13 protein-coding genes and 3 pseudogenes are annotated in these 13,864 nt (G+C 67.6%); 6 read left to right on the top strand and 10 right to left on the bottom strand.

Annotated elements, in window-relative coordinates:
- The 3 genes and pseudogenes from ACFYXH_RS24725 to ACFYXH_RS24715 form a co-directional block, all read left to right on the top strand.
- Nucleotides 1-248, top strand: a pseudogene (locus tag ACFYXH_RS24725) (ATP-dependent helicase); the annotation flags it as partial.
- Nucleotides 249-307: 59 nt separating this feature from the next.
- Nucleotides 308-706, top strand: a complete 399-nt coding sequence (locus tag ACFYXH_RS24720; RefSeq protein WP_389566760.1) for a CBS domain-containing protein — start codon at nucleotides 308-310, stop codon at nucleotides 704-706.
- A gap of 55 nt (nucleotides 707-761) precedes the next feature.
- On the top strand, nucleotides 762-1,070 hold the full coding sequence (locus tag ACFYXH_RS24715; protein WP_362691288.1) for an SCO5918 family protein: 309 nt from the start codon (nucleotides 762-764) through the stop codon (nucleotides 1,068-1,070).
- Nucleotides 1,071-1,162: 92 nt separating this feature from the next.
- Here ACFYXH_RS24715 and ACFYXH_RS24710 read toward each other — a convergent pair whose 3' ends face one another.
- Entirely contained in the window at nucleotides 1,163-1,708 is a 546-nt protein-coding gene (locus ACFYXH_RS24710; protein ID WP_389566756.1) for a hypothetical protein, read from the bottom strand.
- Nucleotides 1,709-1,917: 209 nt separating this feature from the next.
- Nucleotides 1,918-3,396, bottom strand: a complete 1,479-nt coding sequence (locus tag ACFYXH_RS24705; protein ID WP_389566753.1) for a glutamate--cysteine ligase — start codon at nucleotides 3,394-3,396, stop codon at nucleotides 1,918-1,920.
- 243 nt (nucleotides 3,397-3,639) lie between these two features.
- Here ACFYXH_RS24705 and ACFYXH_RS24700 point away from each other — a divergent pair, with 243 nt between their 5' ends.
- On the top strand, nucleotides 3,640-4,584 hold the full coding sequence (locus tag ACFYXH_RS24700; RefSeq protein ID WP_389566749.1) for a DUF5996 family protein: 945 nt from the start codon (nucleotides 3,640-3,642) through the stop codon (nucleotides 4,582-4,584).
- A 66-nt stretch (nucleotides 4,585-4,650) separates the two neighbouring features.
- Here ACFYXH_RS24700 and ACFYXH_RS24695 read toward each other — a convergent pair whose 3' ends face one another.
- The 4 genes from ACFYXH_RS24695 to ACFYXH_RS24680 all read right to left on the bottom strand — a co-directional run bounded on the left by ACFYXH_RS24695 (nucleotide 4,651) and on the right by ACFYXH_RS24680 (nucleotide 8,871).
- A complete protein-coding gene (locus tag ACFYXH_RS24695) occupies nucleotides 4,651-5,010 on the bottom strand; it encodes a UBP-type zinc finger domain-containing protein (RefSeq protein ID WP_389566746.1) in 360 nt (119 codons plus the stop codon).
- Nucleotides 5,011-5,255: 245 nt separating this feature from the next.
- A complete protein-coding gene (locus ACFYXH_RS24690) occupies nucleotides 5,256-6,596 on the bottom strand; it encodes a DUF1996 domain-containing protein (RefSeq protein WP_389566743.1) in 1,341 nt (446 codons plus the stop codon).
- Between the two features lie 410 nt (nucleotides 6,597-7,006).
- Complete coding sequence (locus ACFYXH_RS24685) at nucleotides 7,007-7,513, bottom strand: GNAT family N-acetyltransferase (RefSeq protein WP_389566740.1); 507 nt, start codon at nucleotides 7,511-7,513, stop codon at nucleotides 7,007-7,009.
- Between the two features lie 56 nt (nucleotides 7,514-7,569).
- The gene (locus tag ACFYXH_RS24680) at nucleotides 7,570-8,871 is read right to left on the bottom strand and encodes a multidrug effflux MFS transporter (protein WP_389566737.1); all 1,302 of its coding nucleotides are present in this window, start codon (nucleotides 8,869-8,871) and stop codon (nucleotides 7,570-7,572) included.
- A gap of 72 nt (nucleotides 8,872-8,943) precedes the next feature.
- Between ACFYXH_RS24680 and ACFYXH_RS24675 the strand changes: the two genes are divergently transcribed.
- Nucleotides 8,944-9,438, top strand: a complete 495-nt coding sequence (locus ACFYXH_RS24675) for a MarR family winged helix-turn-helix transcriptional regulator (protein ID WP_389566734.1) — start codon at nucleotides 8,944-8,946, stop codon at nucleotides 9,436-9,438.
- Between the two features lie 211 nt (nucleotides 9,439-9,649).
- Here ACFYXH_RS24675 and ACFYXH_RS24670 read toward each other — a convergent pair.
- From ACFYXH_RS24670 to ACFYXH_RS24655, 4 genes and pseudogenes are all read right to left on the bottom strand, one after another.
- Nucleotides 9,650-10,010 (bottom strand): annotated as a pseudogene (locus tag ACFYXH_RS24670) (transcriptional regulator); the annotation flags it as partial.
- A gap of 3 nt (nucleotides 10,011-10,013) precedes the next feature.
- Nucleotides 10,014-10,491: pseudogene (locus tag ACFYXH_RS24665) on the bottom strand (helix-turn-helix domain-containing protein); the annotation flags it as partial.
- Nucleotides 10,492-10,614: 123 nt separating this feature from the next.
- Entirely contained in the window at nucleotides 10,615-10,944 is a 330-nt protein-coding gene (locus tag ACFYXH_RS24660; RefSeq protein WP_389566822.1) for a hypothetical protein, read from the bottom strand.
- A 236-nt stretch (nucleotides 10,945-11,180) separates the two neighbouring features.
- A complete protein-coding gene (locus tag ACFYXH_RS24655) occupies nucleotides 11,181-12,104 on the bottom strand; it encodes a glutamate ABC transporter substrate-binding protein (RefSeq protein ID WP_389566731.1) in 924 nt (307 codons plus the stop codon).
- A 521-nt stretch (nucleotides 12,105-12,625) separates the two neighbouring features.
- On the opposite strand from ACFYXH_RS24655, the gene ACFYXH_RS24650 reads away from it, so the two are divergent.
- On the top strand, nucleotides 12,626-13,849 hold the full coding sequence (locus ACFYXH_RS24650; RefSeq protein WP_389566728.1) for a 4-hydroxybenzoate 3-monooxygenase: 1,224 nt from the start codon (nucleotides 12,626-12,628) through the stop codon (nucleotides 13,847-13,849).
- Nucleotides 13,850-13,864: the final 15 nt, after the last annotated feature.

The following is a 13,864-nucleotide window of genomic DNA, read 5'->3' as shown; positions in this document are numbered from 1 at the left end:
CCGGCATCACCCCGCACACCACCCACGTCCGCTCCGGCGAAGCCGAACTCAGCCGCATCACCGGCGCCCAGCCCCCCTCCGGTGTACCTGTCACCATCACCGCACCCGTGGCGGAGCGAGCCAAGCGCGGCGCCTCGTCGTCCCGCAGCCGGCGCAGCCGCCCCGCCCAGACCCGCCGCTCCCCCGCTGCGTCCCAGGGGCGGACGGGCACCTCACAGCGCCAGTCCTCGTTCAGAAGCGCCGCATGAAATCACAGCCCTGGCAGTCGCACTCGGCCCATTGATCCACCGAACACGAAAGGTGTCCCTTGACGCTGATTCTCACGCAGCCACGGCAGACGGCCCGCATCGGACTGACTGCCGCCGACGCCATGACCACACCCGGACCGCAGGTCGGCGATGACATGATCGTCGACGTCGCCCTGTCCGTCCTCATCGGCGCCGGCGTGGGGCACCTGATCGTCCGCGGTGAGGACGATCGCTGTGCCGGTCTGGTCTCCCGGGCCCAGCTCACCGCGTACCGCAGTGGGTCCTGGTACGCCGAGGACACGCGGTTGCGGGACATCGTCCACGACCGGGGACCGTTCACTCTGTCCGAAACGTCGCTGACCGAAGCGGAATACGCCATGCGGGCCCGAGAACTCGGCGCCTCGCCCGTGGTCGACGAGGACGGGTACATCCTCGGCGTCCTCGCCCTCGCACACTGATCTCCCCTGGCCGGCCGGCCGTGTCCGCTCTTCCCTCCAACCCTGTTGAGGCACTATGCGCTGCGTCATCGCCCGCTTCCCCTTCGACCTGGTCAAGAGTGACGTGCAGCAATCGATGAAGGGCATCAAGCCCGAACCCGTCACGGGTGAGTCCGTGACCATCGGCCGCCGCACCTTCCCCGTCAAGCAGGTGGGCGAAGTGATCACCGGACAGGATCGCCGCGATTTCACCGCCGGTGAAGTAACCAGGGCTCTCACCCGCCTCGGCTTCACCTGCCACACCGCCCCCGCGCTCGTCCATCCCCCCGTCCTCACCCCGCTGCAAACGGCGTCGGCACAGCTCGGGGCAGCGGCGCACATATGACTGAGACCGGATAGCGCTGAGGGCTCCGACCGGCCACCCGTCGGAGCCCTCTTCTCGCCGGCTTCAACGACGGCTTCGTCCGGACAGCACGCTCAGTGGCCCGCGAGGAGCTTCACGCCCACGACCCCTACGCCGATCGCAGTGTCCAAGAGGCCTGAAGTGAGCGCGCTCAGCGGCCCGTTGCCCATCCGCAGGCCGGTCCGCCAGCCCCACAGGAACATGGACGCCACTTCCACCCCGGCGCTGGTCAGCAGCGCGGTGCCCAGATCCATCGCGCCCAGCGCCGACATGCCGATCAGCACCAGTGGCGCCACGGCGCTCAGCAGCAACGGACTGGAGACATGCAACCCCGTCCGGATTTCTGCCCGGCTCGCGCCGCGCCCGGTCACGGCACGGTGCGCCTGCTCGTCGGCGACCAGCGTGGCCAGCCATACCCCGAGCGCTGTCACCGCCACGGTGAGCGCCGCCTCGGTGTGATCGGACTCCTCCGCCTCGGCCAGGGTCACCACGACGGCGGCCAGGGTGATGGTCGCGTAGATCCGCTCCTTCAGCCGTGCGGCCGCGGTGTCGCCGGCGCGGGCGGCGGTGGCGGCGTTCTGCTGGGGGGCGACCGGTCGCGGTTTCGGGTCCGTCGTCATGCCGACCCGGATTCGGGCACGCTGACCGCAGCGTCGGCCAGGATCAGGGTCATGCGCGCGCCCTTCCGCCGTGAAGCCACGTGCCCGAAGTTACCGTTTCAGTGACAAACGGTAGCCGACCGGACACGGTACAGACGCGTCCACGAGCGTGCGGGTGTCGGGCACGGGTGCGTGTGCGGTGCCGCCGCCGCCCGCGAGGCCTCACCGGATCACTCGACCGGCCAGGTATGTGCAGGTGCATTGAGGTGCATGTAGTCGATGTACTGCTGTGTCATCCGCCGCAGCGCTTCATGGCGCCCCACGTGGGTGGAGTCGTCGATGTGGTGGAACATCTCCTGCTGCCACACCGCGCCGTTGCGGCCGGTGACGCACCGCTGTTCGATGATCCCCAGCAGCGGTTCCCGCCACGCCGCGTCCATGCCCCAGCGCTCCAGCCCCTGGTGCGCCAGCGGAAGAAGCCGCCGCAGTACCAGTTCGGACACCGGCACCTCGCCCATCCCGGGCCAGTACAGACGCGCGTCCATCCCCCGCCGCGCCGCGGCGTGCAAGTTGTCCTCGGCTGCCGAGAACGACATCCGCGACCAGACCGGCCGTTCCTCGTCGACCAGGCCGCGCGTCAGTCCGTAGTAGAAGGCGCCATTCGCGAGGACATCGGCAACCGTGGGACCGGCGGGGAGCACCCTGTTCTCCACCCGCAAATGCGGTCTGTCGTGGGCGACGGCGTAGACCGGGCGGTTCCAGCGGTAGATCGTGCCGTTCTGCAGAGTGAGCTCGGCCAGTTCAGGCGTGTCTCCGCCGTCCAGTGTCTCCTTCGGATCCTCCTCGTCGCACAAGGGCAGCAGGGCGGGGAAGTAGCGCAGGTTCTCTTCGAAAAGATCGAAGACGCTGTTGATCCACCGCTCTCCGAACCACACCCGGGGTCTCACCCCCTGCACCTTGATCTCTTCCGACCGGGTGTCGGTGGCCTGCTCGAAGAGCGGGATACGCGTCTCGTGCCAGAGCTCCTTGCCGAAGAGGAACGGCGAGTTCGCAGCCAGGGCTACCTGCACCCCCGCGATCGCTTGCGCCGCGTTCCAGTAGTCCGCGAAATCGTCCGGCGAGACCTGTAGATGGAACTGGGTACTCGTGCACGCCGCCTCGGGCGTGATGGTGTCCGCGTACGTCCGCAACCGGTCGACCCCGTCCACCTCGATCCGCAGATCCTCACCCCGAGCCGCGAACACCTGCTCGTTCAGCAGCTGGTACCGCGGGTCCTCGGACAGTCCCGACTCACTCACATCCGACTGCCGAAGCGTCGGCAGGATGCCCACCATGATCAGATGCGCGCCGACGTCCGCAGCCCGCTCCTCTGCGTGGTTGAGGGCGTCCCGGATCTCCTTCTCCCACGCATCGGGACCACCGGCCGTCAGGGTCCGCGGCGGGATGTTGATCTCCAGATTGAACCGGCCCAGCTCAGTCGCCCAGGCCGCATCCGCGATCGCCTCGAGCACCTCGGTGTTACGCATGGCCGGCTCGCCGCTCGCGTCCACCAGATTCAGCTCGATCTCCAGACCCACCTGCGGCCGCTCGAACTCGAAGCGTGCCTCACGCAGCATCTGCGCGAACGCGTCGAGGCAGTCCTGCATCTTGATCCGGTACCGGCGGCGGTCCTCACGGGTGAACACCATCGCCGGAACATCTCGACCCATTTGGCCCTCCCGAGTCCCCTCGGCAGACACCCCGCTCCGCTCCAAGCGTCCCACTCCCCCGCCGCCCGGACCAGCCAAGACGGGCCCGTAGGCCGCCCGTATGCCCCGTGACATGCACCGTGACCGCATGTAGAGCTGCGGACACAAGCAGTCCCCCCACGCGACGAGATGCCGTACATGTCGAGCAATGGTCATCATGGAATTGCCCGGCCGGCCGGAGCGCGGGGCAGGAAGGGGAACGCGATGGAGCTGTTCCCGCCAATACCGCTCGCGGAGTGGCAGGAAACCAAAGAAACGCTGCACCGATTCGCGCAAGTCGTCGGCAAGATCCGTCTCGCCGCGAGCGCCCGGCGCAACCACTGGTGGAACGTTCCGTTCCATCTCACCGGACGCGGCGTCACCACCCGTCCGATGCGAGACGTCGACGGTCATTCGGTCTTCACGATCGACTTCGACTTCGTCGACCATCAACTGGTCCTCGCGACCTTGGACGGCAGAGCGAAGTCCGTCCCGCTCCTGGGTCAGTCGGTGGCGTCCTTCCACAACAGCACCCTTGAGGCTCTGGCCGCGCTGGGCGTCCGGGTGAGCATCAACATTCCCCGGCCGTTCGACCTGCCCGATGCCGATCGGCCGTTCGCCGAGGACACTGAGCATGCGGCTTACGATCCCGTGCTCGCCAACCGCTACTGGCAGGTACTCAGCCAGGTGGCGTTGGTGCTGGAGGAGTTCTCAGCCGGCTTTTCGGGAAAGGTCAGCCCCGTACACCATTTCTGGCACACCTTCGATATCGCCCACAGCCGGTTCTCCGGGCGTCACATGGACCAGCCGCCGCAGATCGATCCCGTATCACGGGAGGCGTACTCCCGAGAGCTGATCAGCTTCGGATTCTGGTTCGGTGACGATGCATTCGCCGCGCCCGCTTTCTACTCCTACACCGCCCCCGAGCCTGCGGAACTGACCGGGGAGCCGCTCACGCCCGCTACGGCACATTGGGTTGCTCGCAATGCCGGCCACCTGGCCGTGCTGCCGTACGACTCGGCCCGCGCCGAGAGCGATCCTCGCGCCGTTGTGCTCGCCTTCTACGAAAGCGCGTACCAGGCCGGAGCCCGACGCGCCGGCTGGGACATCGCCGGGTTCGCCGCACCGGGCGGTATCACGGACCCTCAACTGCCGGTCCCACGTCTGTGAAGGCCAGGGCGTGACCGCTCGGGGGTCCTCGAAGCACGGCAGTGTCCGGCGCCCTCAACAGCAACGTCAGCGCAAGTGTTGCTGCCAGTCCGCGGGGACCTTGCCCTGCGGGCCCGGGGTCGGCTGGGAGGCCGGGTGCGAGGTGGGCGGGAGCAGCTGCGGGCCCTCGTAGTACTCATCGGTCTCAATGTTCCAGAACCAGTTCTCTCCCGGCTCGAAGCTGGTCAGGAAGGCGTGCCCCGCCTGGCGTGCATGCTTCGTACCGTGTTGCGAGGGGGATGAATCGCAGCATCCAATGCGCCCGCACGCGGCGCAGCGCCGCAGGTGAAACCACCATCCCGGTCCGTCGCCTGCCAGGCAGTCCGCGCAGCCGTCGCCGCTCGGAGTCGCTGTTGGATCGATGCCTGGAATCTGGTCGTGTGCCATGTGACATGCCTCTCTGGTGAGGCTGAGCAGGCGTCCTTGAGGACCTGTTCCGCGTGCTGAGGTCAGCAACCTGCCTTCTTTGCATCGTAACCGGCCAGGCAGCAGTGAGCGCTTCCATCGCCGCTGCCACGCACGGCGCCCGGCCATTCAACGGTCCCGCACGGGTCCTCAGGGCGCTGTGCCGGGCTCCCCGCACCGTGGTGGACCCGGCACGGCGTGACATCCACCGTGCCGGGTCCCGGGCGTCAGCCGCACCTACGGCCGCTGTTGATGCAGCCCACTGCCTTCCTCATCAGCGATGCGGACATCACGTTGATGAAGTCACCGTGGTCCGTCACCGGCTTGTGCAACTGCTCGGGGAAGCTGTCGACGGCGAACAACGAGCCGGGCGCAATCTTGTACGTGATCCGCTGGACCAGCTGGGGGATGGCCCGGAATCCCTGGGGGCAGGCGCCGTTGGGCCCGGCGAAGGCCACATGCGTGCGGTGATTCGCGCTGTCGGTGTTACTGCCGTCCCAGCAGCTCTGGAATTTGAACGTACGCACCACGTTGCTGCCCCGCGGGCACAGCGGGTACTTGTCCTTCAGCTGCCGGTTCTCGAAGCCGGTGCAGCTCCAGGAGGCGTTGGCGTTGGTTGTTCCGTTGGTGAACGCCTTGGCATCGCCGGTGATGATGCGCAGGAACGTGGGCATCGCGGTGACCTTGCTGACAGGGCTGCCGCGGAAGGTGAGTTGCACCGAAGCCGGCTGGAGGATGCGTCCGACGTTGCCGTCCTTCCCTCCACCGGGAAGGTTGGCGTCGCCCTCGTTCTTCCCGTTGCGAAGTCGCAGGACCGGCCAGTAGTGGGTGGAGCGGTCACCGTTGGTGCACGTCGTGCCGGCGGCGGCGAGGTCGTCATTGGTGGCGAAGGCGTCGGTCTCAAGATTCCCGACATAGTCGTGCATGTGGTGGGCACCGTTGCTCACACCCGGAGCGACGATGACGTTGTCGGGGTTGAAGTGCTTGTTCTCGTTGCGCCCGCAGCGCGACTGGAACGTACCGCGGGAGGCGTTCGACTGCAGCCGGGGATTGGCGGCATTGGGTCGTACCTTGCGAATGTCCACGAAGTCCGACCTTTGGGGACCGGTCTGCGCCGGGCTGCCGACGGCCGGGGCAGAGGCTCCCGCAGCAGGGGGGTTCGCAGCTGCAGCGACGGAGGGCGATGCGGAGGCGGAAGCGGGGGCCACCTCGTCCCGCTTGACCGTGCAGGACGCCAGCGAGTCCAGTTGCTCCGGCCGGTTCGACACCCGGTCGATCTCGGCGGCGATACGGTCCAGTGTGAGCCGGCGCTGGGACGACAGCGGGTCCAGCACTCGCGTGCGCACCCACTTCTGGTCAGCCTTCCCACCGGCCGCGGCGAGTTGCCCATAGGCATCCGCGACCTGACTGTCGAGCTGCGCCAGCTCGTTGTCCACAGTGGGCCGCGCCTGCTGCGGCACTTGCGACAAACGGACGGCGACGTCCGGACAATTGATGGTCATCGCAGCCGCCGCGGCCCACTGCGGGCGCGCGGATCCCCGCGCGGCCTCGGCGTTGTTGTCGGTCATCAGGAGAGCTCCGCCCCCCACCGCCATTGCTGCCACCGCGGCGACCGTCATGCCAATCCATCTGGACCGCTTGTGTCTCTGCCCGTACCTCACAGGCTCGCCCCTCTTTGGTTGCCATGTCACACCGGGGACTTCATGCCCCTCGGCCGAGTCGGACCGTGCCGTGCCCTCACCCGCTCGGGCGCAAGACACAGCACAGCGCAGTGAGATACGGAAACCAGGGCCGTTCTACTCAGTACGAGAAAAAGAAGTCACCGCTCGCGGCCCTCGCCGGATGGACCGACAGTCCCCGGGCATCGACCACTGACGAGCCCGAGCACACGCAAGGCCTGTGACTCCCGCTGGGATCCGGAACGGCCGCCGCACGTGGAACGGCGGTACCGCGCCGTTCCTCGAAGATCTGGACTCGGTTACGGGGCGGCACCTTCACGGACTTCACTCAGGTTCCGTGCGTAGGAAAGTCCTGCGCGTCCGCCCAGCAGGACCTCTCCAGTGGGTTCGAATCCTGTACGGGCCAGCACGGCTCGCGAACCGGCGTTGTCGAGTGTCGTCACGGCCCGCAGCGTGGTCAGACCGTACTCCGCGGCGGCAAGGGCGCATATCTGACGGACGGCGGTCGTAGCCAGGCCTTGACGGGCGGCCTCCTCGGCGATCCGGTACCCGAGCTCGGCAGAACCGCCCGCCACATCGATCAGGTTGACCCGCCCCAGCACCTCGCCACCGCTGCCCACCAGCACGTGGAAGAAGTGCAGCCCAGCGGCCTGCTCGGCGAGCAAGTCGCTGTGCCGTGCGTCGAAATGGGTGAAGTAGTCGTCGCCACGGTCCGGAATCGAGGCGGCGAAGTAGGCCCGATTCTCCTGTTCGAACGCGAGCAGGGCTGGGGCGTGGTCGAAGCGAAGAAGTTGAAGTTCGGGCATGGGAGAACATTACGCATCCCCGCACCCGGGGATGGCCCTGCCCCCTGAGAGCTGCTTCAAGTTCCCCAACGCCCGTTGGCCTTCCCGGAGTCGGCCTGGGAGGGTGTCCCACACAGCGTGGTGACGGGTGTTTGGCTTCCTCTGGTCAACAGCAGTGCGAGCACGGCGATCAGTGAGCAGCCGGTCATGCCGAGAAACAGGGGAGCAGCCGTGTATTTGCCGCCGATTCCCATCAGGGGTGCGACAACGGCGCCGAGCGCGCTTTGCAGCGTGCCCAAGACGGCTGATCCGGTGCCGGCCGCCTGGGGCACCCGCTCGACGGCGAGTGCTGTGGCGGTGCCGAAGACCTGCCCGAGCCCCAGGAAGCCGAGGCCGACAAGCCCGAGCGCCCAGACGCGGTTGAGCTGACCTGCGAGGGTGATGAGCAGGGCGAGTGCGCTGGAGACCAGCATGACGGCCAGCCCGACACGTAGCAGCACATCGGGGTGAAAGCTGCGGACGAGGCGGGTGGCGGCCGCGCTCGACACCGTGGCGGTGAGGGCGCCCACGGAGAAAGCGAGGGATGCCTGGCTGACGCTGAAGCCCAGGACGTTCTGGAGCAGGAACGGCGAGGCGGAGATGTAGCAGAAGAGGGTGCCGCACGCGAAGGAGAAAGCGAGGGTGTAGCCGATGTAGGCACGGTCGGTGAGGACGGAAGTGACCGCCTGGAGCGCGCCGGCGCCTCCCGTGTGTCGGCGCTCGGCCGACAGGCTCTCCGGCACCGCAAGCATCGTCGCGAGAAACATCAGCAGGGACGCGCCCGCGAGGACCCAGAACACCCCGCGCCAGCCTCCCGCATCGTTCACAACGGCGCCGCCGACCAGTGGGGCCACGATGGGCGCGATCCCACCGAGCGTCATCAGGACGCCGAATATCCGGGCGGCCGCGGCGCCGGATGCGATGTCGGCGACCACGGCCCGGCCGACGACGACGCCTGCGGCACCGGCGAAGCCCATCACGAACCGTGCTCCGATCAGTACGCCGATGGACGGTGCGACGGCACACAGCACTGTGGCCGCGGTGCACAGGGCAGTCCCGAAGAGGATCGGCATACGCCGCCCGAACCGGTCGGAGATCGGGCCGAGCACCAACTGACCGGCCGCGAGACCGAAGAGAAAGGCCGTGAGGGTGAGTTGAATCCCCGAGGCATCCGTGCGGAGCTCCTCGGACATCGCGGGGAAGGCGGGCAGATACATGTCCGTGGACAGCGGAACGACGAAGGACAACAGTGCGAGTACCGCAGTGAGAAGGGCCGTTGGTGATGCGGGCGTCGCGTCGCGCGTCGGCTGTCCGGCATGCGGAGAGGTGCGTGTGGTCATCACTGCTCCTGGAGGAAGAAAGGAACGAGATGCTTATAGTTACATAACTATAAGCATTGGTACCATCGAGCGGTGAACACCGAGACCAGTTCCGCAGCCGACGACGCGGGCCTCCTGCGCGAAGCCAGAGTTCTGACCCCAGCCCTTTACGCGCTTGCGCGTGTCCTCCGGTTCCGTGGCGTGGGCGAGGCCGGTCTGCTGCCGCTGCCGCCGTCCGATCTCGAAGTGCTGCGTTACGTGCTCGATTCGCCGGGCATCGGGGCGGGCGCGCTTGCCCGTGAGCTCGGATGGCATGCAAGCAACGTCAGTACGACTGTGCGCGGACTGGTCGCCCTCGGCCTGGTCCGTCGCGAGCCGGCCCCGCACGACCGCCGAGCCGTATGCCTGTACCCGACGATGGAGGCCGTGCACGGCATGGCGCGGATCGAGAATGCCTGGGCTGAGATCTTCGCTGACTCGCTCGCCACGCTGCCTGAAGAGGAACGCGCCGCGCTCGCCACCGCTGCACCGGCGTTGCGCTCACTCGGCGCCTCCCTGCGAGAACGTCGCCCAGCTGCCCCGGAGTAGCTGCTCGTCCATCGCGCTGCGGCGCAACAACCTGACGTCCGCCGCCCATTGCTTTTCTGACGCTTGATCAAGGCAATCGCGCACGCATGTGCGTGCGGAGGACACCCGTCGAGGCGTACCTCGAAACACCTGCCGCTCGCGCCCCGGACCCGGCCCCTCCCGCCACCACTCATTTTGCGATCACATCGGACTGGTGCCGGAGGCGGCGCTGTCAGGCAGCGAACCCGATGTTGGTGGCGTACTCGTACTGGCCCCATTGCGAGCCGAGGTCGACGATCTGGTCGATCCAGGCGTCGTCCAGAGCTTGGTCGTCGTTCGCGGCCCAGGCCTCGACGATGCGGTCCCAGTGCCGGACGTTGAGGGTGCGGGTACTCCACCACGCGCTGGTGCGGGCGGGGGACTTGCGACTGGTTGAGCGGGTGCAGCTCGACCCGGGTGCCGCCGCGGGCGTTCAAGCGGCCGAGAAGGTAGCGGGCCACGTTCTGCCGTCGCACCGTGTGGTAGGCGGTGTCGATGCGCTCGAGGTTCTTGCGGGACGGGCTGCGTTTGCCGTCCAGCCAGACCTTGAGGGTCGGTGAGGGTTCCGGCGCGGGCGGGCCGGCGGAGCAGTCGGCCGGGTCCAGGTGCTGCGGGAATCCGGCCACCTGCTGGTGCGCGGGCTGCCCGCACAGCACACACGGCGGCGGAGACGGGAGGCTGTCGACGTCGTCGGGCTCCGCACCTGGCATGCTCGCGTCGGCCGTCTCCTGTGCCGCAGGTACGTCTTCCTGCAGGTCGGGCCGGTCCGCCACCGCGTCCGTCGCTTCGTTCTGGGCGTTCAGTTTCGCCTGCGCGCCCTGCAGGAAGTAGGCGTACTTCTCACGGACTTCGCCGCCGGGATCGCGGCCCGCTTCCCAGCCACCGACCGTCGACGGGCTCACCCCCAGCACGCCCGCGACCTGAGTGCGTGACAGTCGCAACCCCTCCCGCAGGGCGCCGTTCCTCGGCGGGCGGCAGCTGCATCTCCTGCCGGACCGAGGCCAACAGGGCGTCGATGGACTCGAAATCCGTCATCGTCCGGCCTCATCGTGCGAGAACGTCGGCCTGCCCAGCCGCGCTCCCGGAACCGGTCGCGCCACAGCAGCCTCCGTCCTGCGCCCTGCGCGTGCGCCGCGATGCCAGTAGGCCGGCACCAGCTCACAGGCCCGGGTCGGACCGGCCAGCAAATCCCGCACGGGAAGCCCGAAGTGAGCGGCGAGCCTGTCGCAGTCGTCCAGCGTTCAGGCGGTACGGCCCGCCTGACGACGCGACACCTGGGTCTGCGTCAGCCCAAGAGAGCCGGCGGTCCCCACCGGTAGTGGGTCGTATCGCAGACCAGCGTGAGGTGGAACCGAACGTGATCTCCGGCCGCCCGCGGAGCAGGTGCATGGCGTGCAGCGCCAATGACCACGGCACCATCAGGCTGCACGAACTGGCGATCCCCTTCTCGATCGAATCGATGACCGCGACGTTGATCGCGTGGTACATCCCGAAGTCGTCGCCATTGACGATGAGCACCCGGGCACCGGGAGGGAAGCCAGCAGTTCACTCGACTGAACCGAGGGCGCGGCGGCTGCGGGCTCGAAGGCATGTCCATACATGCCCGCAGTGTGGAATCCCGACGACAATTCGCGCCCGGGAATTACGCACCCGGTCATAATCTCCACGCCGCCGACCGTTGCCGTGCCGTGCCGTCGAGGTGCCGATAGGCACCGTCGGCAGTGTCAGTAGCGCTCGACCGTCGACGCCCCACCGTATTCGGAGCCGGACAGACCAAGCGTCGCGTCGTAGGCGTTCTTGTGATCGCCATTGCTGTCGTGCGCCTCGATGGCGTCCGAGACCGCTTCCCGCAGCGCCTTGTCATCCTTGTTCATGCCGACGCCGTAGGGCTCCTCGGTGAACGGGCTGCCGACGACCCTCAGCTTGTCCGGGCGCTGGGCGGCGTAGCCCATGAGGATGGCGTCGTCCGTGGTGACGGCATCGACCTCTTTGCCGATCAGTTTCTCGACGCACTCGTTGTACTTGGACGTCTCGACGGTCTTGGTGTTGTAATCGGGCTTCTTGATCTCCCGGAGCGCGGTAGAGCCCTTGACCGAGCAGACTGTTTTGCCCTGCAGAGAATACGGCCCGCTGATCGTCCTGTCGTCCTTGCGGACCAGAAGGTCGGCGCCGGCCGTGTAGTACGGGCCGGCGAATCCCACTCGCTTCTTGCGCTCGTCGTTGATCGTGTACGTGCCGATATACAGGTCGACCTCGCCATTGGAGATGGCGGCCTCGCGGTTCTTGGTGTCGACCGTTTTGAACTCGATCATTTCAGGGGAGAACCCGAGGTCGGCGGCGACCATCTTCGCGATCTCGATGTCGAAGCCGGACCGCTGGCCGTTCGCGTCCTGGAAGCCGAGGTACGGCTGGTCGTTCTTGGCACCGATGACGAGCTTGCCGGCCCTCTGGGCCTTCCGCAGGGTCGGGGAGTCGAACTTGACGTCCTTGGCGACCTCGTACGTGGGCAGCCTCGGCTTGTCCCAGCCGCCCGAGCTGGCGCTGGGCTTGTCAGCGGCATTGCCGGACTGGCCATCACAGGCGGTTGCAGTGAGGGCGACCGCAAGCGCAGCGATCGCCGCGGCTGCGGCGGACGTGCAGGGCTTCATGGTGAAACATCCTTATATCAACAGGTTCGGCAGATTCGACGGTTGGAGACAAGGGCGTCGCCGCACGGAGTCACGCGTCAGGGGTGCAGGATCTTCGCAGGATGTCCATGCTCGGTCGCTGCGCGGTTGTCACGGAACTCATGCGGTGAGGCCGCTTCGACGATCTTCCCGTCGGCAACGAACACGACCCGTTTCGCGGCGGACCATGCGAAGCCCATCTCGTACCGAAGGCCAAGCCGACGACAGCGCGCAGCCGGGCCAGCTGCTCGCTCTCCGGGGCAGCGGCTTCCCGCCGATGGAAACCAGGCCGACCCGCAGCAAGGACGGCGCCCCCGGCCACCGAAGTGCCCGTCATTCGGCTCTTTGCTCCGTCCTCGTCGTTGGGCAGGACAATAGGGACAGGGCTGTCTCGCCGTCACTAGATCTGAGCAAAACTTGAGCATCACGGTCCGGCTACGTATATCTCCAGTCCGTGCGCCGTGCGCGGACCCTTGTTGACGGATCACCGTCATAATGCTCGGATGACTGTCGCCTCCTCCCCTTCCTCTTCTGCGTCGGTACAGCGCACCCGCGTCGTCATCGTGGGCGCGGGACCCGCCGGTCTCACAGTCGCCAACATCCTGCGAGCCGCGTCCGTCGACTGTGTACTGCTGGAAACGGAGAGCAGAGAGTTCATCGAACAGCGGCCCCGCGCGGGCTTCATCGAGGAGTGGGCGGTACGCGCCCTTGAACAGCGCGGGCTGGCCAACCGGCTGCTGGAACACGCACAGACGCACAGCGAGTGCGAATTCCGTTTCGCGGGTGAGCGCCACAGGTTCGGTTACGGCGAGCTGTCCGGGCACCGTCATTTCGTCTACCCACAGCCACTATTGGTGACAGATCTGGTGCGCGAGTTCGCGGACGACGGGGACGGCGACGTCCGCTTCGGCGTACGCGATCTGGAACTGCGCGCCATCGACACAGATCGGCCGTCGGTGTCCTATACGGACCCGGAGACGGGCGAGCGCCGGCGCATCGACTGCGATGTCATCGCGGGCTGCGACGGCGCACGCGGCGTGACGCGCGCCTGCTTGCCGCCGGAACACATCACCGTCGCCCGGCATGACTACGGTGTCGGCTGGCTGGCTCTCCTCGCGGAGGCGCCGCCGTCCTCCGACTGTGTCGTCTTCGGCGTCCATCCGCGCGGCTTCGCCGCCCATATGGCTCGCAGCCCCCAGGTCACCCGCTACTACCTCGAGTGCCCGCCCGGCGACGACCCGGAGAACTGGCCGCACGAGCGGGTGTGGTCCGAGCTCCGCGACCGGCTGTCGGCGGACGGGGCCCGGCCGCTCGCCGAGGGACGGCTGATCGAGAAGCGGGTGCTGGACATGCACAACTACGTCGTGGAGCCGATGGCATACGGACGGCTGTATCTGGCCGGCGACTCGGCCCACCTTGCGGCACCGATCGCCGCGAAAGGCATGAACCTCGCGCTGCACGATGCGCTGCTGCTCGGCGACGCGCTCGTCGCGTACTGCGGCAAGGGCGACGTCAGCGGTCTGAGCGACTACTCGGCGGCCTGTCTGCCGCGCGTGTGGCAGTACCAGGAATTCTCGCAGTGGCTCTCCGACGTACTGCACGGAGCCTCGTCGGGTGACCCCTTCCGGGCGGGCTCCGCGGCTGCCCGGCTGCGACGGATCCTCGGCTCGCCCGCCGCCGCGGCCGCTTTCGCCGAGTTGTACATCGGCAAGGACACCGATTACTGACCTGGACCGGCGGCT

The organism is Streptomyces sp. NPDC002730, assembly GCF_042888805.1.
Lineage (GTDB): Bacteria > Actinomycetota > Actinomycetes > Streptomycetales > Streptomycetaceae > Streptomyces.
This window is presented reverse-complemented; position numbering and strand designations above follow the sequence as displayed.

Coding starts and splice junctions, on each gene's coding strand:
- ACFYXH_RS24685 (WP_389566740.1), bottom strand. CDS start 7,513: ATGCCCGAACTTCAACTTCTTCGCTTCGACCACGCCCCAGCCCTGCTC.
- ACFYXH_RS24695 (WP_389566746.1), bottom strand. CDS start 5,010: ATGGCACACGACCAGATTCCAGGCATCGATCCAACAGCGACTCCGAGC.
- ACFYXH_RS24700 (WP_389566749.1), top strand. CDS start 3,640: ATGGAGCTGTTCCCGCCAATACCGCTCGCGGAGTGGCAGGAAACCAAA.
- ACFYXH_RS24655 (WP_389566731.1), bottom strand. CDS start 12,104: ATGAAGCCCTGCACGTCCGCCGCAGCCGCGGCGATCGCTGCGCTTGCG.
- ACFYXH_RS24715 (WP_362691288.1), top strand. CDS start 762: ATGCGCTGCGTCATCGCCCGCTTCCCCTTCGACCTGGTCAAGAGTGAC.
- ACFYXH_RS24710 (WP_389566756.1), bottom strand. CDS start 1,708: ATGACGACGGACCCGAAACCGCGACCGGTCGCCCCCCAGCAGAACGCC.
- ACFYXH_RS24650 (WP_389566728.1), top strand. CDS start 12,626: ATGACTGTCGCCTCCTCCCCTTCCTCTTCTGCGTCGGTACAGCGCACC.
- ACFYXH_RS24680 (WP_389566737.1), bottom strand. CDS start 8,871: ATGACCACACGCACCTCTCCGCATGCCGGACAGCCGACGCGCGACGCG.
- ACFYXH_RS24660 (WP_389566822.1), bottom strand. CDS start 10,944: ATGTACCACGCGATCAACGTCGCGGTCATCGATTCGATCGAGAAGGGG.
- ACFYXH_RS24690 (WP_389566743.1), bottom strand. CDS start 6,596: ATGACCGACAACAACGCCGAGGCCGCGCGGGGATCCGCGCGCCCGCAG.
- ACFYXH_RS24705 (WP_389566753.1), bottom strand. CDS start 3,396: ATGGGTCGAGATGTTCCGGCGATGGTGTTCACCCGTGAGGACCGCCGC.